This window comes from Pseudomonas entomophila (genome assembly GCF_023277925.1).
Taxonomy (GTDB): Bacteria; Pseudomonadota; Gammaproteobacteria; order Pseudomonadales; family Pseudomonadaceae; genus Aquipseudomonas; species Aquipseudomonas entomophila_D.
The window spans coordinates 5,018,800-5,041,338 of record NZ_CP063832.1 but is presented as its reverse complement, the minus strand read 5'-3'; the positions used below and the strand labels follow the sequence as shown (position 1 = coordinate 5,041,338).

Sequence of the window (22,539 nt, the reverse complement as noted above, 5' to 3'; positions counted from 1 at the left end):
CATGAACCGTCCATGGCATGAACTGCACAGTCCCGATTCGAGTGCCCGCCTGTATCTACGGGCGCTGGCCAAACGCAAGATCCAGGGCAGCACATTGCCCGGGCAGGGCCTGCGCTGCTTCCTGCGGGTCGACCCGCAGCAGTTGGCCGCTTACCGTCGGCTTTGCCACTTCGTCGACGATGGCCGGTTGCCGGGCACCTACCCGCATGTCCTGGCGTTTGGCCTGCAGATGCAGTTGCTGACCGCCGATGACTTCCCCTTCCCGCTGCTGGGCCTGGTGCACCTGCACAACGCCATCCAGGTCTTGCGCCCGCTCGGCGGCATCGACGGCCTGCGTTTTGCGGTGTACGCGGACAACCTGCAACCCCATGGTAAAGGCGGCACCTTCGACCTGGTCACCGAGGCCGAGGACGGTCTGGGCCTGCTCTGGCGCGAAACCAGCCGCATGCTGGTGCGTGGCCTCAAGCTCGAACAGCCGGGCGATGAAGCGCCCGAAGCCGAGCCCGCCGAACTACCCGAAGCCACCCGCTGGTATGCCGACAGCGATATCGGCAGGCGCTATGCACGGGTCTGCGGCGACTACAACCCCATCCACCTCAGCAGCGTCACAGCCCGGTTGTTCGGTTTTCCCCGGGCCATCGCCCATGGCATGTGGAGCAAGGCCATGACGCTCGCGGCGTTGCATGGGCATCTGCCGGCGGCGGGTTATGAATTCGCGGTGGATTTCCGCAAACCGGTGCGCCTGCCTTCCGAGGTGGTGCTCAGTGCCAGCGAAGCCGGTGAGGCAGGCGAATTGCGGCTGGATGGGCACGGGGGGTTGCTGCACATGGTTGGAGGGTGGAAGCCGCTTTGAACGCTACCTCGGCCTGCGCCGAAAAGGCCGGTTGCGACTGGCGCTTGCTTTGCGTTTCCCCTCGCCGGAAGCTATGCGCCACGAGGAGACCCCGATGAACCTGCAAGAACTGACCGAGCGCCTGCACCGCATCCGTGACAACAACGACTGGCGCGGCTTCCACAGCCCGAAGAACCTGGCCATGGCCGCCAGCGTCGAGATGGCCGAACTGGTGGAAATCTTCCAGTGGCTGAGCGAGGACCAATCGCGCCAGCTCCCCGCCGACCAGCTCGCCCACGCCGGCGAAGAAGTCGGCGACATCGTCCTGTACCTGTTGCTGCTGTGCAGCGAGCTGGGCCTGGACATGAACGAGGTGGTGCGCGCCAAGCTGGCCGACAGCGAAAGGCGCTTCGCCCTATGAACGACCGTCACTTCGATGAACTGGCCACCCGTTTCGCCGAGAAGATCTATGGCGGTGCCAAGGGCGCGATCCGCCTGGCAGTGCTCCAGGCGGACCTGGCCGAGACGCTACCCGACCGCCCGCTGCGCATTCTCGATATCGGCGCGGGCCTGGGCCACATGGCCCTGTGGCTGGCCCAACGCGGCCATCACCTGACCCTTGCCGAACCCGCAGCGCCCATGCTCGACGGCGCCCGCGAGCGCTTCAAGGAAGCCGGCCAGGCCGCCGAGTTCATCCAGGCGCCCTGGCAGGACCTGCTGGGCCAGCTCACCGAACCCTACGATGTGGTGCTATGCCACGCCGTGCTGGAATGGCTGGCGGAACCCGAGAGCATCCTGCCAGTGCTGCACCAACTGACCGCGCCGGGCGGCTGGCTGTCGCTGGCCTTCTACAACCGTGATGCGCTGGTCTACCGCAACCTGCTCAAGGGGCATTTCCGCAAGCTGCGCAGCAACCGCATGGCCGGCGAGAAACAGAGCCTGACCCCGCAAAAACCACTTGATCCACGGCACCTCAAGGCGCAACTTGAACCTCTGTGGCAGGTTGAAAGCGAGAGTGGCGTGCGCGTGTTCCACGACTACATGCCCAAGGAGTTCCAGGAAAAAGCCGAGCTGCTCGACCTGCTGGAAATGGAGCTGGCCCACCGTCGCCACCCAGGCTTTGCCGGGCTGGGCCGCTACCTGCACTGGATCTGCCGCCCCCACTGACAACTCGGCCAGGAGACACCATGCTCTACCGCTCGCTCTACCTGGCCCTGCTGCCCCTCGCCCTGGCCGCCTGCCAGGGCAGCAACCCCTACGTGGCCAGCAGCAACCCCCTGCCACCGGCACCGCCCCAGGCGGCCACCACCTTCGACGCCAGCTCCTACCCGGCACCGCCACGCGATTATGGTCGCTACCGCAGCTGGAGTTGGCGCAACAACCAGCTACCCAGCGGCATGGCCAGTGCCGCCCCCGCGCAGCTCGCCGACGCGGTGAGCAGCGCCCTCGACCAGCATGGCCTGCGCCCGGCCCGCAATGGCCCGGCCGACCTGTTGGTCAGCGCCGACCTGCGCCTGGAGCGGCGCTTGCGCCAGATGCGCGACTACGACTATTACGACCCCTACTACGGCCCGTACCCCTACGGCAGCATCGGCTACGGTGGCTACCGTAACGGCTATGGCGCCTATGGCAGCGTACCCATCGTGCGCACTTACGAAGTCGAGGTGCTGGTGGTGCGCATCGACCTGTTCGATGCGCGCAGCGGCCAGCCGGTATGGAGCGCCAGCGCCGAGAGTGGCAGTGGCAAGGACTCGCCGCGTGATCGCGAAAGCGCCCTGCGCGAATCGGTGGGCAAGGCGCTGAGCGGCTATCCTCCCAGTTAACTTCGCTCTGGAGAACCATCATGTTGCGCCGCCACGTTCTACTCGCTTTCGCGTTGTTGCTCGCGGCCTGCGCGAGCAACAACGTCCAGCAGGATTTCGACGCCAGTCGCGATTTCGCCGCCTACCGCAGCTGGGCCTGGCAAGAACCCGGCTTGCAGTATCGCCCGGACGATCCGCGCATCAAGAGCGACCTGACCGAACAACGCATCCGCCAGGCGGTGGCCGAGCAGCTCGACCAGCGTGGCCTGCGCCCGGCCCAGGCCAACGCCAAGCCCGATGTGAGGGTGCGTGTCTACCTGATCGTGGAGGACCGCCAACAGCAGATCACCACCAACTACGGTGGTGCCTGGGGCGGTTATTGGGGAGGCTACTGGGGCGGCCCGATGTACAACGAGACCCGCAGCGTCGACTACAAGGTGGCGACCATCCAGGTCGACCTGTTCGACGGCCGCGACGGCAAGCTGGTGTGGCGCGGCAGTGCCGAGCAGATCATGAACAACTACCCGCCCAGCCCCCAGGAGCGCAACGTGGCGATCCAGAAGACCGTGTCGCAGGTGCTGAGCCAGTATCCGCCGCATTGAGTGCACGCCCCCTGCATCGCGGCTTCAGCCGTGATGCAGGCAACGCGGTGTCTGGCACCCACTGCGTGGGTGATCGCGGCTGAAGCCGCTCCTACAGGGGCAGGCGTAAATCCCACGCATTCTGTAAACCCGCCCAGAGCAAGGCAACTTGCCATCACCTTGGCTACACTCCTTTGACCGCCGCCGCGCTGCCGGGCCGAAGGCCGGCAAAGGAGTGCCCGTGGTTCCTCGTTCCGCTGCCCGCCAGCAGGGCGCTATCGGCCTGATGGCCGCGCTGACCATGGGCCTGGCCCTGCTGTTCATGCTGCTGTCGGTCGACAGCGGCCGTCTCTACCTCGAACAACGCAAGCTCCAGCGCATCGCCGACATGGCAGCGCTGGAAGCGGCCGAGCACTCGGCCAACTGCAACGGCAGCGGCCCGCAGGCCTTCGCCCTGGCGCGCACAGCCGCCACCCGCAACGGCCTGGCCGTCACCGACCCGCTGATCGCCAGTTGCGGCTACCTGCGCACCGGCAATGACAACCTGCGCCGCTTCGTCGCCGACAACACCCGCAACGAGGCGATCAAGGTCGAGGTCAGCCATGTGGTGGTCACCAGCGTCGCCGCCGGGGTGTTCGCCATGGTCCAGGGCAACACCGTGCCGCGCACCACCACCCTGCATGCCAGCGCGGTGGCCGCCAGCCCCATGCCCCCCCTGGCGATGCTGAGCATTCGCAGCAGCCTGGCCACCGTCAACGCCAATCAGGGTTCGCTGCTCAACGCGCTGACCAAGGCGCTGGGCGGTACGTTGCAGCTCGACCTGCTGGGCTGGCAGGGCATCGCCAACACCCAGCTCAACCTGCTGCACTACCTCGACCAGTTGGCCATCGACCTGAATGTCGAAGTGGGCGACTACCAGAAGCTACTCAGCCTCGACACCAGCGCCACGACCTTGCTGCAAGCGGCGGTCAAAGTATTGCAACAAGGTGGCGCCGCCGCCGATGTGGTCACCAACCTGGGCAAGCTCGCCCTCGACCTGCCGATCACCGGCCTGCAACTGGGCGACTTGCTGGACCTGCAGAACGGCACGGCCCAGGCCGGCCTGGATGCGAGCATCCAGCTGTTGCAACTGGTGCAGGGCGTGATCCAGCTGTCGGCCAAGGAACGCGCGGTCAACGCCGACCTGCCGATCAGCCTGCTGGGCGTGGCCAGTGGCCGGGTGCAGGTGCGGGTGATCGAACCGCAGCAACTTTCCGCCATTGGCGACCCGCGCACCGATGAACTGCGCGTGCATACCGCCCAGGTGCGGGCCCTGGTGTCCCTCGACTTGCCCCTGCTCAATGGCATTGCCGGCCTGGCCAACGCCGTGCTGGACCTGGCCGCGCCGCTGACCAACGTACTCAACAACCTGCTCAGCCTGAACCTGCTGGGCACCTTGGAATCGGTGACCTGCGCCTTGGGTGTGCCGTGCAAGGTCAGCGACATCAAGCTGCTGGAAGACAAGGTCCATATCGATATCGGTGTGGAGGTGGCTGAAGCCACCAGCCGCCTGCGCCCGGCACCGCCGGACAACTACACCTGCTCGCCCAAGAGCCTGACTACCCTCACCCAGCGCTCGGCGGCGAGGATCGCGGTGGGCAAGTTCGATACCCCGGCCGACTTCCTCAACCAGGGCACCACCGTGGTCAAGGCCCTGCCGTTGATCGACATCGGCACCAACGTCTGCAGCCGCCTGCTGATCCTGCCACCCTCGTGCGGCACCCGGGTGCCTTTCGCCGGGGGCGGCATCGGCTTGCGAGTGGACAGCAAGCTGCTGGGCAACAACCCCACGGAGAAGCCCCTGGTGTTCGCCGACGCCTTCGCCCCCACCGACATCGGCCAACCGCCCACCTACCAGCCCATGGACAGCGACCAGGCCCAGGTCGTCTCCAGCCTGTCCGACACCCTCGCCGGCATCCGCCTGGAGGCCTACCGGCCGACCGCCAACAGCGGGCTGGGCCAAGTGCTGGTGCTAACCGCCGGGCTGCTGGACGGCGTGAAGAACATCCTCGAGCCGCTGATCCGCAACCTGCTCAGCCCGGTGCTCGACCCACTGGTCAATGGCCTGCTCAAGACGCTGGGCATCGACCTGGCCAATGCCGAGGTCGGCGCCAATCTGAGCTGTTCCAGCGGCCACGCTCAGTTGGTGCTGTAAAGCGGCAGCTCGATACGAAAGCACGCGCCTTCGGCACTGTTGGCCACAGTCAGGCGCCCCCCCATCTGGCTGACGATGCCATGGCTGACCGACAACCCCAGGCCGGTACCGACGCCCGCTGGCTTGGTGGTGAAGAACGGTTCGAAGATGCGCTCGTGCAACTGCGGGTCGATACCGCCACCGTTGTCTTCGACCAGCAGGCACAGGTGCTCGCCCATCTGCTGCTGACGCACCCGGATCCAGGCGCCCGCGCGCCCCTGTTCGAGCAAGGCATCGCGGGCATTGACCACCAGGTTGATCAGCACCTGCTCAAGCTGATCCTGCTGCCCAAGCACCTGGGGCCGCAACGCTGGCGGCTCGATAGCCAGGTCCACGCCCTTGCCACGCAGGCCCTCGTCCAGCAGCGCACGAGCGCCCTCCACCGCGCTCCAGGCGGTGAACGGCACAGGATCAAGCGCCGAGCGCCGGCCATACACCCGCATGTGCTCGACCAGGCGCGAGGCGCGGTCGACCTGGGCCTCGATGCGGCGCAGCTTGTCCTCCAGGTAGGCCGGTTCCGCCGTGCCGATCTCCAGGCGCTTGAGGGCGTTCACCACCGCCATGCGCATCACATTGAGCGGCTGGTTGATCTCGTGCACCAGGCCGGTGGCCAGCTCGCCGAGGGTGGCCATCTTGGCGCCCTGCAGCAACTGCTGCTGGCTACGCCGCAGTTCGGTGTTGTCGCGGCCCACGGCCTGGATCTCCAACAACTGGCCCTGCGCGTCGAACAGGCCACGGTCGGCCCACACCCACCAGGCATGTTCGCGGCCCGGCAGTTGCAAGCAGATTTCCGCGCTGCTCAGGGGCTGCTCCGGGGTCAATGCCCGCAGGCGCTCGTGAAAGGCTTCACGCTGGGCATCGGACAACCACTGGCCCAGGTTGGCGCCCAACAGCTGATCCGGCGCGCATTGCAGGTAGTCGGCCAATGGTCGGTTGCCGAACACCAGGGTCAGGTCCGGGCGATAGCGGCAGATCATCGCCGGCGAGTCCTCCACCAGCACGCGGTAGCGTTCCTCGCTCTGGCGCATGCGCTCGGCGGCCTCGGTCGCCTCGCTGACATCCAGCCACAACCCCACCACTTCCACCGGCTGGCCAAGCTCGTCGCGCAGCAGCCGGGCCTCGTCGAGCATCCAGTGATAGCCGCCGAGCTGATCGCGCAGCCGGTAGCGGCAGCGCACCTGGCCGTCGCGCAACAGGCTGCGGGTGCGGGCCAACCACAACGGGCGGTCATCCGGGTGTACGGCCAGGCCCGGCTGGCGCGCCAGCTCGCTGTCCACGTCCCAGCCCAGCAGCGGTGCCAGGCTGGCGCTGAAGAAGTCGCTGTGCAACGCGCCCTCGGCGTAGCGCTGCACATAGATCACCGCGGGGGAACTGGCGATCAGGTTTTCCAGACGGGCGCGGGCCATCCCGGCCTGCTGCTCCTGGGTCTTGAGCGCGCTGATGTCGAGCAGGAAGCCATGCAGCCGCTGCCCCTGCGGCTGGCCCACCCACTGCCACCAGCGCGGGGTTTCCAGGGCTCCGTCGTCCAGCAAGCGCAGGCTCAAATTCAGCGCGTGCCCTTCGCGGGCCTGTGCCAGCGCAAGCTGCGCGGGTTCGCGGTCAGCCGGGTGCAGGCGGGCCAGCCATTGCCCAAGGCTGGCCTGGTGCGGCAGGGCAAGCGCCTGGGCCAATGCCGGATCCAGTTGCAGATCCCCCTGTGCCGGCCATTCCCACCACCCCGCCCCCAACTGCCGCTGCAGTTCGTCGAGGTGCGTGGACTGCTGCTGCCACTGCTGGCGCCACAAGCGGGCCAGCAGCGGCTCGACCAGGGTCCGGACCAACGCCAGTGCCATGTCGGCCTCCGGCACCTGCGTGGCGCCGGCGCACAGCAACCAGGCTTCGGCATCCTGCCCCTGGCGGTAGGGCAGCAGAAGCAATGAAGCGCCGCCACACAACGCCTGGAGTTCCACATCGTCCTTCACGTCAAGCAGGGTGGCTGCTGGCAAGCTGTCCAATCGGGCCTGCAGGCGGCTGTCCTGCGGCCAAGGCCATGTGCTGTCACTGCTGGCGTAATGGCGCCAGCCATTCGGTTCGCGCAACATCAGGCGCAGCGACGCCGCCTGCCAGTGCTCGGCCAGTACCTGCAATTGCGCGCTGGCGGTCTGCGCCAGACGCTGTGCGCCACATTCGCGTAGTGCGTGGCCGATCTCGCCCAGCAGTGGCCGCTGGCGATCCCAGCGCTGTTCACGCAACAAATCGCCGATATCGAACAGTTGCAGCAACCAGGCCTGCCCGTGACGCTGCAGCCAACCGCGGGTGTGCAGTGCGTGACCTACAACGGTGTTGAAATCAAGGTCGAGGGGCTGCCCTTGCCAGTCGCCGGGCTCGCCCTCGATCACCAGCCAGCTATGCCGTTGCAGGTAGTCATGCAGGCGTGCGCCCGGTCGCCCCGGCAAGGCCAGCAAGGTGCGCAACGGCCCGGCCAGGCGCAAGACCTGGGCCTGCTCATCGAGCAACAGTTGCAGGCCCACCGCTGGCAAGGCTTGTGGTTCGACGACAGGGGGTGGCGCCGCGCGCCAGCGGTCGAACAGACCACCACTCATAGCTGGAGGCTCGCCTGGGCCTGCAGCCGGTCGGGCAGCTTGGGCACCTCGCCGACCACCGGCAGCACCAGGCTCGGCAGCACACGGTTCAAGCGTGCACGCGGGTAGTCGATGACCACGGTCAGCACCTTGTCGGTGCCCACGCTGACCCGCGTATCGGTGAGCAGGTTGAAGCCGAGCGCATTGGGCATCCACGCCAGCTGCTGGCCGATCACCTGGCGCGCCAGGCCCTGCACGTCCAGCTCGTAGGTCTGGCTGCTCGGGTCCACCGCCACACAGCGGCGCACTGCCTCGCTGCTGGCCTGGTTGAACGACTGCAGCATCAGCATTGGCAGGGTGTAGCTCACCAAACCGTAGAACACCGCGAAAAACACCATGAATACCGCGACAAACTCGATGGCTGCCGCGCCTTTTTGCCGTCCCGCCGGGCTTGCTTTCATGATCGCGTCTACCCTGACTGTGAGACCTGTCTGACAGCATAGAACCGTTCAACGAATAGGGATGGCATTCTGCCAATGCAAAGCATTGTTCTCCTGATGTGGCTTGCCTTGTGTACTGAACAAGATGTCCGTGAACGGCAGATTTCCAACACCCTCACCCTGGGTGTCGCGGGCTGCGCCCTGGCCTGGCTGTTCGCCACCGGCCACAGTTGGATCGGCGCCGACGCCAGCGAGGCCGGCTGGGCCCTGGCCATCGTCATGCTGCTCACCTTGCCCGGCTACATGCTTGGCCGCTTTGGTGCCGGCGACGTCAAGTTGATGGGCGCCCTGGCCCTGGCCACCAGCCCGCAGTACGTGCTCGGCACATTCATCGGTGCCGGGATCACCGTGCTGGCGTGGATGTTCGGCAGGCGCCGGTTATGGACCCTGCTCAACCCCAAAGTGAAGAAACGCCTGCAGAAACTCGCCGAAGAGGTCGGCGACAAGCAGCCCTTTGCGCCTTATGTGCTGGCGGGCTTCCTGCTCACCGCCGTGTGGATCCAATAATCGGCCCAGCGGTCGGAACCGGTCTACAGTCCATATACATAATTGCAAAGTGCGACTACTTTTCTTCCTGCCAGAGCGTTTGGCCCGGGAGCAGGGCCGCATTCACAGGGAGTTGAACGTGAGCAAAACCATCAGTGAGGTGAAGATGCTGGTTGTCGATGACCAGCCATTGATCGTTGAAGAGTTATGCGAGTTTCTCGAAAGCGAGGGATATCGCTGCATCGCCGCCCATTCCACGGCCGAGGCCATCGAATGCTACAAGGCCGACGAAGCCATCGGCCTGATCCTTTGCGACCTGCACATGCCTGACCGCGATGGCATCGAGCTGGTCCGTGCGCTGAAACAGATGACCGGGCCGCAGCGCATGTTCGAGGCGATCATGCTGACCGGGCGGGCTGACAAGCAGGACGTGATCCGCGCCTTGCGCGAAGGTTTTGCAGATTATTACCAAAAGCCCATGGACCTGGACGAACTGCTCGAAGGCGTGCGCCGTCAGGAGCATGCGCTGTTGGAGCGGCGTCGCAACTTCCGTGAGCTGGGCAGCCTGAATCAACGCCTGCAGGAGCTGGCCGAGTCCATCGACGATCTCTACCAGGACCTGGAAAAAGCCCGCGGCCAGGGCACCCACCGCCGTGCCGGCGACACCGACGAGGGCGAGGCGGAGCTGCCACCGGCGTTCGAGAAGCTGTCACCGCGCCAGCTGGAGGTGGCCAAGCTGGTGAGCAAGGGCAAGACCAACTACCAGATCGCCTGCGAGTTGGGCATTACCGAAAACACCGTGAAGCTTTATGTCTCGCAGGTGCTGCGCCTGACCCACATGCACAACCGCACGCAACTGGCCCTGGCCCTCACGCCACGCTCGTCGCCGGTGCACCAGCGGTTCACCACCCACTGAGCTGTAGGAGCCAGCCTTGCTGGCGAACGGCTCCACACGGTAGTCCGGTGTGGGCAGCGGTTCACCAGCAAGGCTGGCGCCTACAAGTACCGCGCCGTCAGTTGTTGGAGGAATTGACCTTGGTCCAGCGGTAGAAGTCCGGGATCGCGTACTTGTAGCTGTCCAGCCAGCGCTGCATCGCCTGGTCGCGCTCCTTGTCGGTCTGCACCTGGGGTATCCGTGACCCCTGACGGTTGCTCGCCTGCACTTGCAACAACGCTTCCGTGGCGGTCTGCGGACGTGGCTGCCGAGGCGGCTCCTGCGCCCAACTGGTCTGCGACAGGGCGAGGCAGGCCAGGACGATCCAGGGTTTGCACATGGTCACCTCCTATCAATTGAGCGACGACGTGGACGGCGCCGTGCTGGCCAGCGGCCCGCGCCCGGTGGATCTGATCTGCTGCGCCCGCGCCTGGGCCTCGGCGAATTGCGCGGGTCCCAGGCGCAGCCGGTTCACCAGGTCCTCGGCCTGGCGCCAGTTGTCCTGCACCAGCGCCAAGGTCACCAGATTGAGCGCCGGCAGCGGGTTGTCATCCTTCAGTTCGATGGCCGTGAGCAGCTCGAAGCGAGCCTCCTCGTGATGCCCCAGGTTCATCTGCACCACCCCCAGGTCGTTGCGCACCTTCTCGTCGGTGGGCGCCAGGCGCGCCGCGCGCTGCAAGTGGCGCAGGGCCTGCACATCGTCGCCCCGCGCCGAGGCCAGCTGGCCCAGGCCATGCTCGCCCTCGGCCGCCAGGCAACCGCCCAGCAGGCTGCGGTACAGCGGCTCGGCGTCACTGCGGCCCAGTTGGCGCAGCACCTTGGCCTTGCGCAGGCGCACCGCTTCCAGCGTGTCGGGCAACTGCTCCAGATGCGCCAGCCCGGCATGGGGTCGGCCCTCGTCGATCATCTGGTCGGCCATGTCCAGGCTCAGTTGCTGGTCGGCATCGGGCTTGCCGCACGCGCCGCCACCGAACAACCGCGCCAGGCTGTCCGGCTGCTGCCCGGCACACCCTGTCAGCAGCAACAGGCCGGTGAACACCATGATCGCTCTCATCCGTCTCCCCCTCAGGACCCCAATGCCCGCGCCAAGGCGGAAAAACCCGGCCCGGCCAGGACGATGAGCAAGGCCGGGAACAGGAACACCATCATCACCGCCGACATCTTCGCCGACATCTTCGACACCCGCTCCTGCAAACCGGTCAGGCGCCGGTCGTCGAGCAGCTCCTTGAGCGCCAGCAGCGACTTCATCGAGCCGCTGCCCTGCACCAGCAATTGCTGAAGGATCACGCAGGTGTCGATCAGTTCGTCCACCGCCAGCAGGCGCGCGCTCTTCTCCAGCTCCGGGCCCAGGGCCAGGCCCGAGTCGACCCGCTGCAACACCAGGCGCAGTTCGTCGCTGATGTTCGGTACCAGGCTGCGCCCTTCCTGGGCCAGCACGCGCAGGGCCTGCTCCACCGCCAGCCCGGTTTCGAAGAGGATGCGCAGCAAGGGGATCAGCACGCTCACCTCCCGGGCAATCCGCCGCTGCCGGCGCGCCGCTGCAGCCGCCAGCAGGCGCTTGGGCAGCAGGTAGCCGGCGCCCAGCGCGCACAGCACCAGCACGACCCAATGCCCGCGCCGCTCCCCCGGCAGGCCATGCACCATCACCAGCACCACAATCATCGCCAGCAACGGCAACCCCAGTTGCACGGCGGCGAACAGCGCACGCTGCCGGCTGCGCCGCCAGCCGAGGCGGTCGAGCAGTGCCTGGGTTTCGCCATCCAGCCGCTGCAGGCGCCGCCCCAGCGGGCTGCTGCCCAGCCACTGCAACCAGTCGCCCAGGCGCTCGTCACGGGCCATGCGCCCTTGCAGGCGCCTTGCGACCCGCTGCCGCGCCCGCCACTGCCAGGCCAGTTGCAGCGCCAACAGCACGAAACCGGCGAACAGGCACAGCGCGCTGAGCATCAAGGCCATGGTCAGAGGCTCCTCATCATGCGCCACAGCACCAGGCAACCGACGGCCTGCAGGGCAAAGGCGAACAGCAGCATCATCTGCCCGTGGCTGTCGCGCCACATGGCCATCAGGTAACCGGGGTTGGCGAACAGGAAGTAGCCGACCATGCCCAAGGGCAAGGCACCGAGGATCCACGCGGTGATGCGCGTCTCGCCGGTCATCGCCCGCAGTTGGCGGTCGCCCTGCTCGTGCTCGCGGATCAGCTTGATCAGGTTCTCCATCAGCTCGCTGGCATTGCCGCCATGGCGCTGGTTGATGCGCAGGCCCAGTGCGAACATGCGCAACTCGTCCTGGCCGTAGAGCTCGGCCAGTTCGCTGACCGCATCGTCCAGCGGCACACCCAGCTGCACATTGCGGCGCACCCGCAGCATCGCCGAACGCAGCGGCTCGCGGGTGGCCTCGATGCCGCCGAGCACCGCGTCGCTGAGCGTGCGCCCAGCCTTGAGGCTGCGCACGCTGTGGTCGAGCAGGCCCGGCAGTTGCTCGATGATCTGGCGCAGTTGGCGGCGGCAGCGCCAGCTCAGGTAGAAGTAACCCAGCAGGGGCAGGCCGAGCAGCGTCATCAACGCCGCCACCCAGCCCGCGGCCAGCCCCGCCAGCAAGGTCAGCCCGACCCAGGCCAGCAGCCAGTTGCGCGGGGAAAATTCGCCATGGGCCAGGCCCGCCCGCTGCAGCAGCGGGTCGAGCCAGTCGCGCCGGGCACTGCCCAGGCGCACCGAGCGATAGGCCCGCCCCAGGCGCAGGAGGATGCGCTCCTCGCCCCGTTTGTGCAGGCCCAGGCGAAACATCAGCAGCGCCATGCCCAGGCACAGCGGCGTCAGGGCCAGCAGCATCGGCCCCATCAGAGGATCCCCTCGTGGCGCAGCTTGGCCCCCGAAGGGTGCGGCGCGTCGCGCAGGAAACCATCGCCACTGCGCCGGTCGAGGCGGAACAGCGTACTGGTGACGTAGACGTCGTCACGCACCCCGACCACTTCCAGCACTTCGCTCACGCAGCGCCGGCCATCGGCCAGGCGGGTCAACTGAATCACCACGTCCAGCGCCGCGCAGATCATCTGCCGCAGGGTCTTCTCGGCCACCTGGCGGCCGGTCAGGCCGACCAGGGTCTCAAGACGCAGCAGGGCGTCCTGCGCGCTGTTGGCATGCACGGTGCTCATCGAGCCGTCGTGGCCGGTGTTCATCGCGGTGAGCACATCGACCACTTCGGCGCCACGGATCTCGCCGAGGATGATCCGGTCGGGGCGCATGCGCAGGGCGTTGCGGATCAGCTCGCTGGCCTTGATCTCGCCATGGCCCTCGGCGTTCGGCGGGCGGGTCTCCAGGCGCACCACATGGGGGTGGTGCATCTGCAGCTCGGCCACATCTTCGATGGTCACCAGGCGTTCCTGGGGCGCGATCATTTGGCTGAGGATGTTGAGCATCGTGGTCTTGCCGGTGCCGGTGCCACCGCTGACGAGGATGTTGCAACGCCGGCCCACGGCGCGTTCGAGAAAGTCGAAGATCGCCTGGTCGATGGCCCGGGTGGCCAGCAGGTCGGCACTCTTGAGCATGTCCTGGCGGAACTTGCGGATCGACAGGCACGGCCCGTCCAGCGCCACCGGGGGAATGATCGCATTGACCCGGCTGCCGTCGGGCATGCGCGCATCGACCATCGGCGAGGACTCGTCCAGGCGCCGCCCCAGCGGCGCGAGGATGCGCTGCATCACCCGCTCCACATGGTGGGCATCGATGAAGCGCAGGTCGGTCTGCTGCAACAGGCCGCCGCGCTCGACGAACACCCGGTACGGCCCGTTGACCAGGATCTCGGTGACACTCGGGTCGCGCAGCAGCACTTCCAGCGGGCCGTAGCCGGTCAGCTCGTCGACGATCTCTTCGCCCAGGCGCTCCATCTCGTAACGCGACAGGGCCAGGCGCAGGCGTGCGACATAGTCGCCGACCTGTTCGAGGACAAACTGCGAAAGCACCGGGCGCGCGCCCTCCAGCAGGTTGCGGCCACTGTCCTCGATGGCGTCGATCACATGGCGGTGCAGCGCGCGCTTGAGCACCTGCGGGTCGCTGGCCGCGTGGCGTGGCCCGCCAAAGGGTTCTTCGCTGCTCATCGGCTACCCCACAGGCGCCGCAGCCATGGGTGGCTGGGCGCGGCCAGGTTCTCGGAGCGCTGCGCCAGGCGTTCGCCGAGCCCGCGCAGGGCCTGGGTCAGGCTTTCACGCGGGGCCAGTTCGAACAGGCTCAGCCCCTGGTTCTTGGCGTTGAGGCGCACCTCCGGGCTGTAGGGCATGACCTTGAGCAGCGGCAGCCCGTAGCGCCTGGCCAGGGTCTCGGCGTCCGGCGCCACATGGCGCAGGAAGCGATCGACCAACAGGCTGGCGTGCTCCAGCTTGATGCCCCGGTCACGCCATTGCTCGAGCACCTCCAGGTTGCGCCGGCAATCGAGGATGTTCTGGTCGGTGTAGAAGATCAGCTTGTCGCAGTGGCTGACGATGGTGCGCAGGGCTTCGCTGTCGGCCTGCCCGGTGAGGTTCACCACGATGTGCTGGAAATGCTGGCGCAAGGCGCTGAGCAGCATGTACAGCTCGGCGGCGCTGGTCTGCTCGAGGGCGTCGTCGTTGTCGGCGTAGGCGAGGATGCGCAGCCCACCTTTGTCTCGGGTGAAAGCGCTGTCGATCAGGGTCGCGTCGAGCCGACGCAGGTGGCGCAGTGAATCACCGAAGTGGAACGACGCCTCCAGCCCCAGCAGCGCCAGGCTGTCCGCGCGGGGCAGCCCGAGGTCGAGCAGCAAGGTCTGCTGGCCGCTGTCCTGCACCACCCGCGCCAGGTGGGTGGTCAGCAGCGCGCCATCGGCGCTGCGCTGGGCCCCGTAGAGCACGGTCAGGCCACCCAGGCTGGGGTTGCTGGCCACCGCAGGCAGGCGCTTGCCCAGGCGTCGTACCAACCCGGCCACCTCACTGGCCCGCGAGCCGTAGGCGACGAAGTCGCGGGCACCGGCGCGCATGGCATGCAACACCAGCTGGTTGTCCATGCCGTCGCCCAGGGCGACGATGGCCAGCATCGGCTTGGCCTCGAGCATGCCCTCGATCAGTGCGCACTGGCTGACCAGTTGCTCGCGGTCCAGGCCGATGAACACCAGGTTGCTGAACGTCATGTCGACCAGCGCCAGCAACTCGTCGAGGCTGCCGTTGCTGGCGCCGATCACCTGCCCCAGTGGCGCCAGCGCGCCTTGCAGCCAGTGCAGGTCGTCCTCGTTGCGGGTCAGCGCGAGGTAGGTCTGGTTCAGGCTCTCGTTCATCGCGACAACCCGCCACGGCCATCGAAGCTGCCGTTTTCCATGAAGAACAGGTGGCCCCAGCTGGGGTCGTAGGTGCGCAGCCCTTCGCCCGGCAATTCCGGCAGCTTGGCATTGACCGCCAGCGGCTGGACCAGGTGCGGGGTGACAATCATCAGCAGTTCGGTCTCTTCGCGGTTGAGCGCCGTCTGGCGAAAGAACGCGCCGATGATCGGCAGGTTGCCCAGCCCAGGCATCTTGTCCACGCCTGAACGCACGTTGCTGGTGATCAGGCCGCTGATGATGAAGCTCTCGCCATCGGCGAGGGTGATGCTGGTGTCGGTGCGGCGCACGCTCAGGCCCGGCACCCGAGTGCCGGCGATCACCACCGCATTGTTGTAGTCCAGCTCGCTGACCTCCGGCGCCACCTTCAGGTTGATGCGGTTGCCGCTGACCACGGTGGGGGTCAAGGCCAGGCGCACGCCAAATTCCTTGTATTCGATCGAGACGTTGTCACTGCCACTGCTGGGTACCGGGATGGGAATCTCGCCGCCGGCCAGGAAGCTGGCGGTCAGGCCACTGAGCACGGTCAGGCTGGGGCGTGCGAGGGTGTAGGCGAAGCCGCTGTTCTCCAGGGCATTGATCATCGCCAGGAAGCGGCTGCTGCCGCCGCCCCAGACGATGTTGAAGACACCGTTGTCGAGGGGGATGCCGGGGCGCACGTCGGCGTAGGTCACCGGGTTGGTGCCGGTCTGGATGCCCGGCACGTAACCGGGCCGGACCACAGTATTGGGCACCGTGCCGGGCGAGCCGAACAGGCTGTTGTTGGAGCCTTTGAAGAACAACTTGGCCCCGGCCTCCTTGTACTTGAGCCGGCGTACCTCGACGAAGCGGATATCGGCCTGCACCTGAGTCGGCAGCGGTGCCTGCTCGGTAGCGGGCACTTCCACCTCGGCCATGTCGGCGCTGGCCCGGCCTTTGATGAACACCATGGCCCGGTGCGGCTTCGGCGCACAGTCGGTCCACAGCATCAGGCTGGTGTTGCCCTGCCCCACCCCGGTCAGCAACACCGCGCGGTCGCCGCTGGCCTGGACATCGGCCACCTTCGGCTCACCCACCGCCGCCCGGGTGATGGCCACGGGCAGGCGCAATTCCTGCTGCAGGCCCTGGTCCATCTCGATCACCGTGGGCATCTGGTCGAACGCCGCGCAGCCCTTGGCCATCGCCAGTGCCTGCGGCATCAGCAGAGGCAAAGCCAGGCACAGCCATTTGGAAACCTGCACGGAACTACGCATAGCTGCATCCTTGCCTGGTCAGGGGGTCTTGTTCAGGTCGTTGGCCGCCTGGGCGCCACGAATGATCTGCATGCCGGGCGCGCCTGCGGCGGCCGGGTTGGCCAACGGCACCTGGGACAGCTGGCTGAAGCGGAAGAGGTCACGGTTGGCGGCGGCCAGCTGGGGGCTGGCGTCTTCGCCGGACCAGTAGCGCGCAAGCAATTGTTCGTCGGCGCTGCGCACCGCCAGGCGCAGAGTGCCGGCCTGGGCGGCCAGCATCAGGCGGCTGGCCAGGGCCTCGGGCACGGCCAGGCCGACGGTGCGGGTGGCGTTGCTGTTCAGCGATTGCTGGTCGCGGCGGGCTTTCTGCTCCTCGGCGGTCTGTGCCGGGCGGCCATCGTTGGCCAGGCCCGTCTGTTGGTCGACGCTGAGCACGCGCAAGGCCGGCAACACCACCTGGGCCGAGGACTGCGGGTTGTTGTTCTCCTCGCGCAGGAACAACAGCACATCGACGTAATCCCCCGGCCGCAGCTGCCCAGCGGCGCCACTCACGTCATCCACCGCCACCGCGACGGCACGCTCGTGGGCGCGGATCATCCGCGCCAATGGGCCACCGGCCTGGAAACTCGACTCATCGAGCCAACTGCCGGCCGCCAACGGCCGCGAACTGCGGCGCCCGAGCACCTGGTCGAGCTGCTGGAACGCACCCGCAGGCACGACCTGCAGGCGCTCGACCAGCACATCGTCCTCGGTCAGCGGCACATTGGCCGGCACCGCCTTGCGCAACACCACAATGGGCGAGCGTGGCGGCTCTGGCGGTTGCGCGGGTACGACGACGGGCGTCGGCGCTGGCAGGGCATCGGCGGCGGGCACCAACGGTGCAGGCGGCTCGGGCGGGCGGCTCAGGCGCAGCCCCCAGTACCCCGCCAGCAATGCCGCGAGGAAGAACAGGCCAGCCAGGATCATGGTCAAGCGACTGCTCATTCCCGCCCTCCCTGCGCCCGTGATCGATGCTGGCAAAAAGTAACTATTTCGCTATTGCACGGTAGCCGAGCCCTGCCGATTCGCCATTAACTGGTCGGCGTTTTTCGAGCCATGAAATTGACGCACAGGCAAAACAGAAACTTAGCCTCGCCGATTGTGAACAATACTTTTGGATTAATGCCTTCTTACATTTGCAGCCGGCCATGGCTTGACGATTCTGTGATGGCAAAGGGGTGTCACTTTTCAAGCCCCGAGACCCGCGCCACATGAGCGCAAGGAGACATGCCATGCTGCTGCAACTGATCGTCCTCCACTGCAAGCACTTCCTCCAGCGCAAGGATGGCGCCTCCGGTATCGAGTACGCGGTGATCGCCGCCATGGTCGCGGTGGTGCTGGCGGGCTTCGTCACGCCCATCGGCGCCGAAGTCAGCAACATCATGACCAGCATCAAGACCGCCATCACCCAGTGATCGCAGGCCAGGACGCCTGACCGACAGCCCGGGAGCCGAGCATGCCGACCTCTGCATTGCGTCAGCAGATTCTCTTGGTGGACGACGACGAGCACGCCTTGCTGGAGCTGGCCGAGTTATTGGAAAACGAAGGCTTCGCCTGCCACACCGCCAGCTCCGTGAAGGCCGCCCTGCAACAACTGACCCGCCACCCGGACGTGGCGCTGGTCATCACCGACCTGCGTATGCCCGAGGAGAGCGGCATTGGTCTGATCCAGCGCCTGCGCGACCACACCGCCCGCCAGCATCTGCCGGTGATCGTGATGTCCGGGCACGCTGACATGGACGACGTCAGCGACCTGTTGCGCCTGCAGGTGCTCGACCTGTTCCGCAAGCCCATCTACCACGCACGCTTGCTGGAAACCCTGGAGAACCTGTTTCCCAAGCCGCTGTTGCAAGCCGTGAACTAGCGACGTGCAAAGCATTCGCCGGCAAAGCCGGCTCCTACAGGTACGGCGCCAACCTCAAGGTCAACGCTGCACCTGTAGGAGCCGGCTTTGCCGGCGAATAGGCCAGTACAGTCAGCACATTTTTAGAGCTGGCAACTGAAGCTCAGCGTAACCCTGGGCCGACGGTCGAGGCTGTCCAGGGCAACGTCCGCCAGTGGCTTGGCCAGTTCTACGGCGACGTTGAAGTAACGCCTATCCCCCAAGCGCACCCCCAGCGCGGCGGACGCCAGTTTCGCCTCATGCACGTCCACTTCGTTGAACCAGGTCCTGGCGGCATCGACCACGGCATAAGGCTGCACCACCTTCAACCACTCGCCGCCGCGCCTGAAGCTGTAGTTGACCTCGTAGGCCACTCCCCATCCCATGTCGCCGCTCGCCTGGTCGCGGGGATAACCCCGGCCGAAGCCCTGGCCACCCAACAGCACACGCTCGCTGTCGGGCAGGCTGTCGCCGCTCCAGTACGCGGCGGCCGACGCCACGCCTTGCCAATGGTCGGTGAAATCGTCGCTCTGCAAACCGGACAGCCGCAGCCGCAGGAAGTCCAGGTCATAGCCGGCATTGCTGCTCGCCCCAAGGTAGTCCATGCCCTGGTAGACGCCGGCACTGAGCATCCGCAGGCGCCCGGCCTCGACCTTGCGCCAGTCGCCTTCGAAGGACAACGCACGAACATCGGTCGCGGTGTCCGCTTGCTGCGCCGCCCCCTGATAGTCGACCCGGTCCTTGACCACGTAGAAGCGCCCCACCACCTCCAGCCACTCGTCTGGTGCTGCGATCAGTGGGTGGTTGAGACCGATCGCATAGCGGTCACTGTCACGGTGCTGACGCAGGTCGGTGCCATCGTCCAATCGCACATGCGTGCGGGGTTCGCTGCGGTAGCGTGAAGCCGAGAGTTGCAGTTGCAACCCTTGCTCATCGATGAACTGGCTGTAGTCGAGGCGGGCAAAGTGCGCCTCGTCCTCGCCGGGAGGTGCCAGCACACTGGCGCGCAGCTGTTCGGCGTAGCGGGTCTGGGCGTTGCTGGCAACACTGACCAAGGCTTGAGGCGCAGCGCGACTGCCGTCATTCACGGTCACGTTGCCAGCAAACGGCCTATGCGATACCTGGACGACCAAGCGGGCTGCACCATCGTCGGCGACGGGTGCTTCGACCCTGGCCTGCAAGGTCACACCCGGTATACGCCCCATCAGGCTGACAGAGCGGTCGAGGGTCTGCCGGGTCAGCGGGCGTTCGGTCTTGAGCCGTTCCAGCAGCCTGACCAGGTAGGCGCGCGCCGGGCCGATCTGGCCTTCGATCCGATAATCATGGACATGGCCTTCGACCAGGACCACGTGCACTCGGCCGTCGGCGAAGTCTTGTGGAGGGAGGTAGGCGTAGGAAAGCAGGTAACCGTCCTGCTGGTAACGCCGGGTGAGGCGTTGAGTGAGTTCGTTCAGCTCGGCCAGGCTGAGTGTCTGGCCGATGATGGGCTGGTAGTGATCGCGCAATTCGCCCAATGCATAGACGGTACCGCCCTCGAAACGCACCTTGCGCACCTGCACCCGGGTGTCCATCGCCAAGGGTTGCTGGCGAAGAATGTCGGGCGTCACCACCTGTACGAAGGGCTCCCCCGGACGGTAGGCAGCCACCGGCAGGTTCGCCGTGGGCAGGCGGTTGTCGGTTTCATTGCCATCGAGGTAGCTGGGCAGGGACTCGGCGCGAGCGCTGGCCCCACAGGACAACGCCAGCATCGTCAACAGCATCAGGCGCATGCGGACACTCCGTGATCCAGAAGGCCACCGCCCCGTGCAGGCATGCGGCGCACGTGAGGATCAGCGTAGGTGCAGCCCCCCGAAGGGTCAAAGCCCGCCCGTGGCGTTGAAGCCCACCCCCGCCGCGGTCAGCAATGACAGGGGCAGCAACAACGTGTCCAGCAACGCGCTGGCGGGCAGGTCCAGCCCCGGGTAGGCCGGCGCCTCAGCCCCGAAACGGTCTTCGGGGCAGCAGCCGCCGTTCATCACGTACAGGTCCAGCCGCGTGCCGGCGTACACCACCGGTGCCCCGGGCTTGTTGGCGTCCAGGGTACGCACCGTGGCGCAGCCCCCCAATTGCATCAATACCAGCCAGCCCAGCAACGCCCGCCTCAATCGTCGACCCCGTGGTGGTGCTCGCCCCAGCGCGGCAGCATGTCCTGGGGAATGTTCAGCAGGTTGAGGATGCGCGCAACGACGAAGTCGACCAGGTCGTCGATGGTCTGCGGCTGGTGGTAGAAGCCCGGTGCCGCCGGCAGGATCACCGCGCCCATCTGCGACAGCTTGAGCATGTTCTCCAGGTGGATGGTCGACAGTGGCGCCTCGCGCGGTACCAGGATCAATTGGCGACGCTCCTTCAACGTCACGTCGGCGGCGCGCTCGATCAGGTTGTTGCAGGCACCGGTGGCGATGGCCGACAACGTGCCGGTGGAGCATGGCACCACCACCATCGCCGCCGGCGCGCCGGAGCCCGAGGCCACCGGCGACATCCAGTCCTCCTTGCCGTACACGCGGATCTGCCCGTCGGCGGCCCCGGTGTATTCGGTGAGGAAGGCCTGCATCGCCTGGGGCTTGGCCGGCAGCACCACGTCGGTCTCGGTGGCCATCACCAGTTGCGCGGCCTTGGAGACGAGGAAGTGCACCTCGCGGTCCTCACGTACCAGGCAGTCGAGCAAGCGCAGGCCATACTGCGCCCCGGACGCCCCGGTCATGGCCAGGGTGATGCGCTCCGGCCCGCTCACTTGAGGGCCTCGGCCAGCTTGCCGTGCAGGCCGCCGAAGCCGCCGTTGCTCATGATCACCACGTGGGTGCCCGGGCGGGCCTGGCCCTTGACCCGGTCGATGATCGCCTCGAGGCTGTCGGCCACCACGCTGGGGACCTTGCACTGGGCGGCGGTACCGGCCAGGTCCCAACCCAGGTTGGGCGGCGCGTACCAGATGACCTGGTCGGCATCGCTGACGCTTTCCGGCAGGCCATCACGGTGGGCACCGAGCTTCATGGAGTTGGAGCGCGGCTCGATCACCGCGATCACCGGCGCCTCGCCAACGCGCTTGCGCAGGCCATCGAGGGTGGTGGCGATGGCGGTCGGGTGGTGGGCGAAGTCATCGTAGATAGTCACGCCTTGGACTTCGGCGACCTTCTCCATGCGCCGCTTGACGCTCTTGAATGCGCTCAGGCCTTCGATGCCCATGGCCGGGGCCACGCCCACGTGGCGGGCGGCGGCAAGCGTCGCCAGGGCGTTGGCGACGTTGTGCTGGCCAGTCAGGGCCCAGTCCACCACACCTTGCGCCTCGCCCTCGAACAGCACCTCGAAGCGCGAACCGTCGGGGCTGAGCAGGCGCGCCTGCCACTGGCCGCTAACACCCGTGGTCTGCACCGGGGTCCAGCAGCCCATGCCGATCACCCGCTCCAGCGCCTGCTCGGTGGTCGGGTGGATCACCAGGCCTTCGCTCGGGATGGTCCGCACCAGGTGGTGGAACTGCCGCTCGATGGCCGCCAGGTCCGGGAAGATGTCCGCGTGATCGAACTCAAGGTTGTTGAGGATCGCGGTGCGTGGGTGGTAGTGCACGAACTTCGAGCGCTTGTCGAAGAAGGCGCTGTCGTATTCGTCGGCCTCGACCACGAAGAACGGCGTGCCGCCCAGGCGCGCCGACACCGAGAAATTCTGCGGCACGCCGCCGATCAAAAAGCCCGGGCTCATGCCAGCATGCTCCAGGACCCAGGCCAGCATGCTGCTGGTGGTGGTCTTGCCGTGGGTGCCGGCCACCGCCAGCACCCAGCGCCCCTGCAGCACATGGTCGGCCAGCCACTGCGGGCCGGACACATAGGGCAGGCCCTTGTTCAGCACGTATTCCACCGCCGGGTTGCCCCGCGACATGGCGTTGCCGATCACCACCAGGTCCGGTGCCGGCTCCAGCTGGGCCGGGTCATAGCCTTGGGTGAGCTCGATGCCCTGGGCTTCGAGCTGGGTGCTCATCGGGGGGTAGACATTGGCGTCGGAACCGGTGACGCGGTGGCCAAGTTCCTTGGCCAGCACGGCCAGCGAACCCATGAAAGTGCCGCAAATACCGAGAATGTGAATGTGCATGATCGACCTCGCAAAACGTCGAGGCAGGGTAGCCCACGGCGAGGGA

General features: G+C 66.7%; 24 protein-coding genes. 10 read left to right on the top strand and 14 right to left on the bottom strand.

Going from position 1 to position 22,539, the window contains the following annotated elements:
* The first annotated feature begins 1 nt into the window (after position 1).
* From IM733_RS22450 to IM733_RS22425, 6 genes are all read left to right on the top strand, one after another.
* Positions 2 to 853, top strand: a complete 852-nt coding sequence (locus IM733_RS22450; RefSeq protein WP_248918521.1) for a MaoC family dehydratase — start codon at positions 2 to 4, stop codon at positions 851 to 853.
* A 94-nt stretch (positions 854 to 947) separates the two neighbouring features.
* The gene (locus IM733_RS22445) at positions 948 to 1,253 is read left to right on the top strand and encodes a MazG-like family protein (protein WP_248918520.1); all 306 of its coding nucleotides are present in this window, start codon (positions 948 to 950) and stop codon (positions 1,251 to 1,253) included.
* A complete protein-coding gene (locus tag IM733_RS22440; RefSeq protein ID WP_248918519.1) occupies positions 1,250 to 1,999 on the top strand; it encodes a methyltransferase in 750 nt (249 codons plus the stop codon). The genes IM733_RS22445 and IM733_RS22440 overlap by 4 nt, the downstream gene beginning before the upstream one ends.
* 20 nt (positions 2,000 to 2,019) lie before the next feature.
* Positions 2,020 to 2,655: a DUF4136 domain-containing protein gene (locus tag IM733_RS22435; protein ID WP_248918518.1), complete on the top strand. Its 636-nt coding sequence runs from the start codon at positions 2,020 to 2,022 to the stop codon at positions 2,653 to 2,655.
* 20 nt (positions 2,656 to 2,675) lie between these two features.
* Positions 2,676 to 3,236, top strand: coding sequence for a DUF4136 domain-containing protein (locus tag IM733_RS22430; RefSeq protein ID WP_248918517.1), 561 nt, complete (start codon positions 2,676 to 2,678; stop codon positions 3,234 to 3,236).
* A gap of 220 nt (positions 3,237 to 3,456) precedes the next feature.
* Positions 3,457 to 5,409 (top strand): pilus assembly protein TadG-related protein, encoded by a 1,953-nt coding sequence (locus IM733_RS22425; protein ID WP_248918516.1) that lies wholly within the window; start codon positions 3,457 to 3,459, stop codon positions 5,407 to 5,409.
* Here the strand turns inward: IM733_RS22425 and IM733_RS22420 are convergent.
* Complete coding sequence (locus IM733_RS22420; RefSeq protein WP_248918515.1) at positions 5,394 to 8,030, bottom strand: PAS domain-containing sensor histidine kinase; 2,637 nt, start codon at positions 8,028 to 8,030, stop codon at positions 5,394 to 5,396. The two genes, IM733_RS22425 and IM733_RS22420, sit on opposite strands and share 16 nt — an antisense overlap.
* The gene (locus IM733_RS22415; RefSeq protein ID WP_248918514.1) at positions 8,027 to 8,470 is read right to left on the bottom strand and encodes a TadE/TadG family type IV pilus assembly protein; all 444 of its coding nucleotides are present in this window, start codon (positions 8,468 to 8,470) and stop codon (positions 8,027 to 8,029) included. Before IM733_RS22415 ends, IM733_RS22420 begins: the two co-directional genes overlap by 4 nt.
* 75 nt (positions 8,471 to 8,545) lie before the next feature.
* On the opposite strand from IM733_RS22415, the gene IM733_RS22410 reads away from it, so the two are divergent.
* Both IM733_RS22410 and IM733_RS22405 read left to right on the top strand, forming a co-directional pair.
* Positions 8,546 to 9,016, top strand: a complete 471-nt coding sequence (locus tag IM733_RS22410; protein ID WP_011532023.1) for an A24 family peptidase — start codon at positions 8,546 to 8,548, stop codon at positions 9,014 to 9,016.
* 145 nt (positions 9,017 to 9,161) lie between these two features.
* Complete coding sequence (locus IM733_RS22405) at positions 9,162 to 9,911, top strand: response regulator transcription factor (RefSeq protein ID WP_248921221.1); 750 nt, start codon at positions 9,162 to 9,164, stop codon at positions 9,909 to 9,911.
* A gap of 97 nt (positions 9,912 to 10,008) precedes the next feature.
* Here IM733_RS22405 and IM733_RS22400 read toward each other — a convergent pair whose 3' ends face one another.
* The 8 genes from IM733_RS22400 to cpaB are packed head-to-tail and all read right to left on the bottom strand — an operon-like array spanning position 10,009 to position 17,440.
* Positions 10,009 to 10,269 (bottom strand): DUF3613 domain-containing protein, encoded by a 261-nt coding sequence (locus IM733_RS22400; RefSeq protein ID WP_248918513.1) that lies wholly within the window; start codon positions 10,267 to 10,269, stop codon positions 10,009 to 10,011.
* 12 nt (positions 10,270 to 10,281) lie between these two features.
* Positions 10,282 to 10,983 (bottom strand): tetratricopeptide repeat protein, encoded by a 702-nt coding sequence (locus tag IM733_RS22395; protein WP_248918512.1) that lies wholly within the window; start codon positions 10,981 to 10,983, stop codon positions 10,282 to 10,284.
* An 11-nt stretch (positions 10,984 to 10,994) separates the two neighbouring features.
* The gene (locus IM733_RS22390; protein WP_011532019.1) at positions 10,995 to 11,882 is read right to left on the bottom strand and encodes a type II secretion system F family protein; all 888 of its coding nucleotides are present in this window, start codon (positions 11,880 to 11,882) and stop codon (positions 10,995 to 10,997) included.
* Between the two features lie 2 nt (positions 11,883 to 11,884).
* On the bottom strand, positions 11,885 to 12,766 hold the full coding sequence (locus tag IM733_RS22385) for a type II secretion system F family protein (RefSeq protein ID WP_248921220.1): 882 nt from the start codon (positions 12,764 to 12,766) through the stop codon (positions 11,885 to 11,887).
* Complete coding sequence (locus IM733_RS22380; protein WP_248918511.1) at positions 12,763 to 14,019, bottom strand: CpaF family protein; 1,257 nt, start codon at positions 14,017 to 14,019, stop codon at positions 12,763 to 12,765. The genes IM733_RS22385 and IM733_RS22380 overlap by 4 nt, the downstream gene beginning before the upstream one ends.
* A complete protein-coding gene (locus IM733_RS22375; protein ID WP_248918510.1) occupies positions 14,016 to 15,206 on the bottom strand; it encodes a pilus assembly protein in 1,191 nt (396 codons plus the stop codon). The genes IM733_RS22380 and IM733_RS22375 overlap by 4 nt, the downstream gene beginning before the upstream one ends.
* Positions 15,203 to 16,477 (bottom strand): type II and III secretion system protein family protein, encoded by a 1,275-nt coding sequence (locus IM733_RS22370; RefSeq protein ID WP_248918509.1) that lies wholly within the window; start codon positions 16,475 to 16,477, stop codon positions 15,203 to 15,205. Before IM733_RS22370 ends, IM733_RS22375 begins: the two co-directional genes overlap by 4 nt.
* A gap of 18 nt (positions 16,478 to 16,495) precedes the next feature.
* Positions 16,496 to 17,440: a Flp pilus assembly protein CpaB gene (gene cpaB / locus IM733_RS22365; RefSeq protein WP_248918508.1), complete on the bottom strand. Its 945-nt coding sequence runs from the start codon at positions 17,438 to 17,440 to the stop codon at positions 16,496 to 16,498.
* Positions 17,441 to 17,727: 287 nt separating this feature from the next.
* Between cpaB and IM733_RS22360 the strand changes: the two genes are divergently transcribed.
* The gene (locus IM733_RS22360) at positions 17,728 to 17,910 is read left to right on the top strand and encodes a Flp family type IVb pilin (RefSeq protein WP_248918507.1); all 183 of its coding nucleotides are present in this window, start codon (positions 17,728 to 17,730) and stop codon (positions 17,908 to 17,910) included.
* Between the two features lie 41 nt (positions 17,911 to 17,951).
* On the top strand, positions 17,952 to 18,359 hold the full coding sequence (locus IM733_RS22355) for a response regulator (protein ID WP_248918506.1): 408 nt from the start codon (positions 17,952 to 17,954) through the stop codon (positions 18,357 to 18,359).
* A gap of 122 nt (positions 18,360 to 18,481) precedes the next feature.
* Here the strand turns inward: IM733_RS22355 and IM733_RS22350 are convergent, their stop codons facing one another.
* From IM733_RS22350 to mpl, 4 genes are all read right to left on the bottom strand, one after another.
* A complete protein-coding gene (locus IM733_RS22350) occupies positions 18,482 to 20,146 on the bottom strand; it encodes a ShlB/FhaC/HecB family hemolysin secretion/activation protein (RefSeq protein ID WP_248918505.1) in 1,665 nt (554 codons plus the stop codon).
* An 87-nt stretch (positions 20,147 to 20,233) separates the two neighbouring features.
* Positions 20,234 to 20,521, bottom strand: coding sequence for a YceK/YidQ family lipoprotein (locus IM733_RS22345; protein WP_248918504.1), 288 nt, complete (start codon positions 20,519 to 20,521; stop codon positions 20,234 to 20,236).
* Entirely contained in the window at positions 20,518 to 21,147 is a 630-nt protein-coding gene (gene ubiX, locus IM733_RS22340) for a flavin prenyltransferase UbiX (RefSeq protein WP_248918503.1), read from the bottom strand. Before ubiX ends, IM733_RS22345 begins: the two co-directional genes overlap by 4 nt.
* Positions 21,144 to 22,493, bottom strand: coding sequence for a UDP-N-acetylmuramate:L-alanyl-gamma-D-glutamyl-meso-diaminopimelate ligase (gene mpl, locus IM733_RS22335; RefSeq protein WP_248918502.1), 1,350 nt, complete (start codon positions 22,491 to 22,493; stop codon positions 21,144 to 21,146). Before mpl ends, ubiX begins: the two co-directional genes overlap by 4 nt.
* Between the last annotated feature and the right edge of the window lie 46 nt (positions 22,494 to 22,539).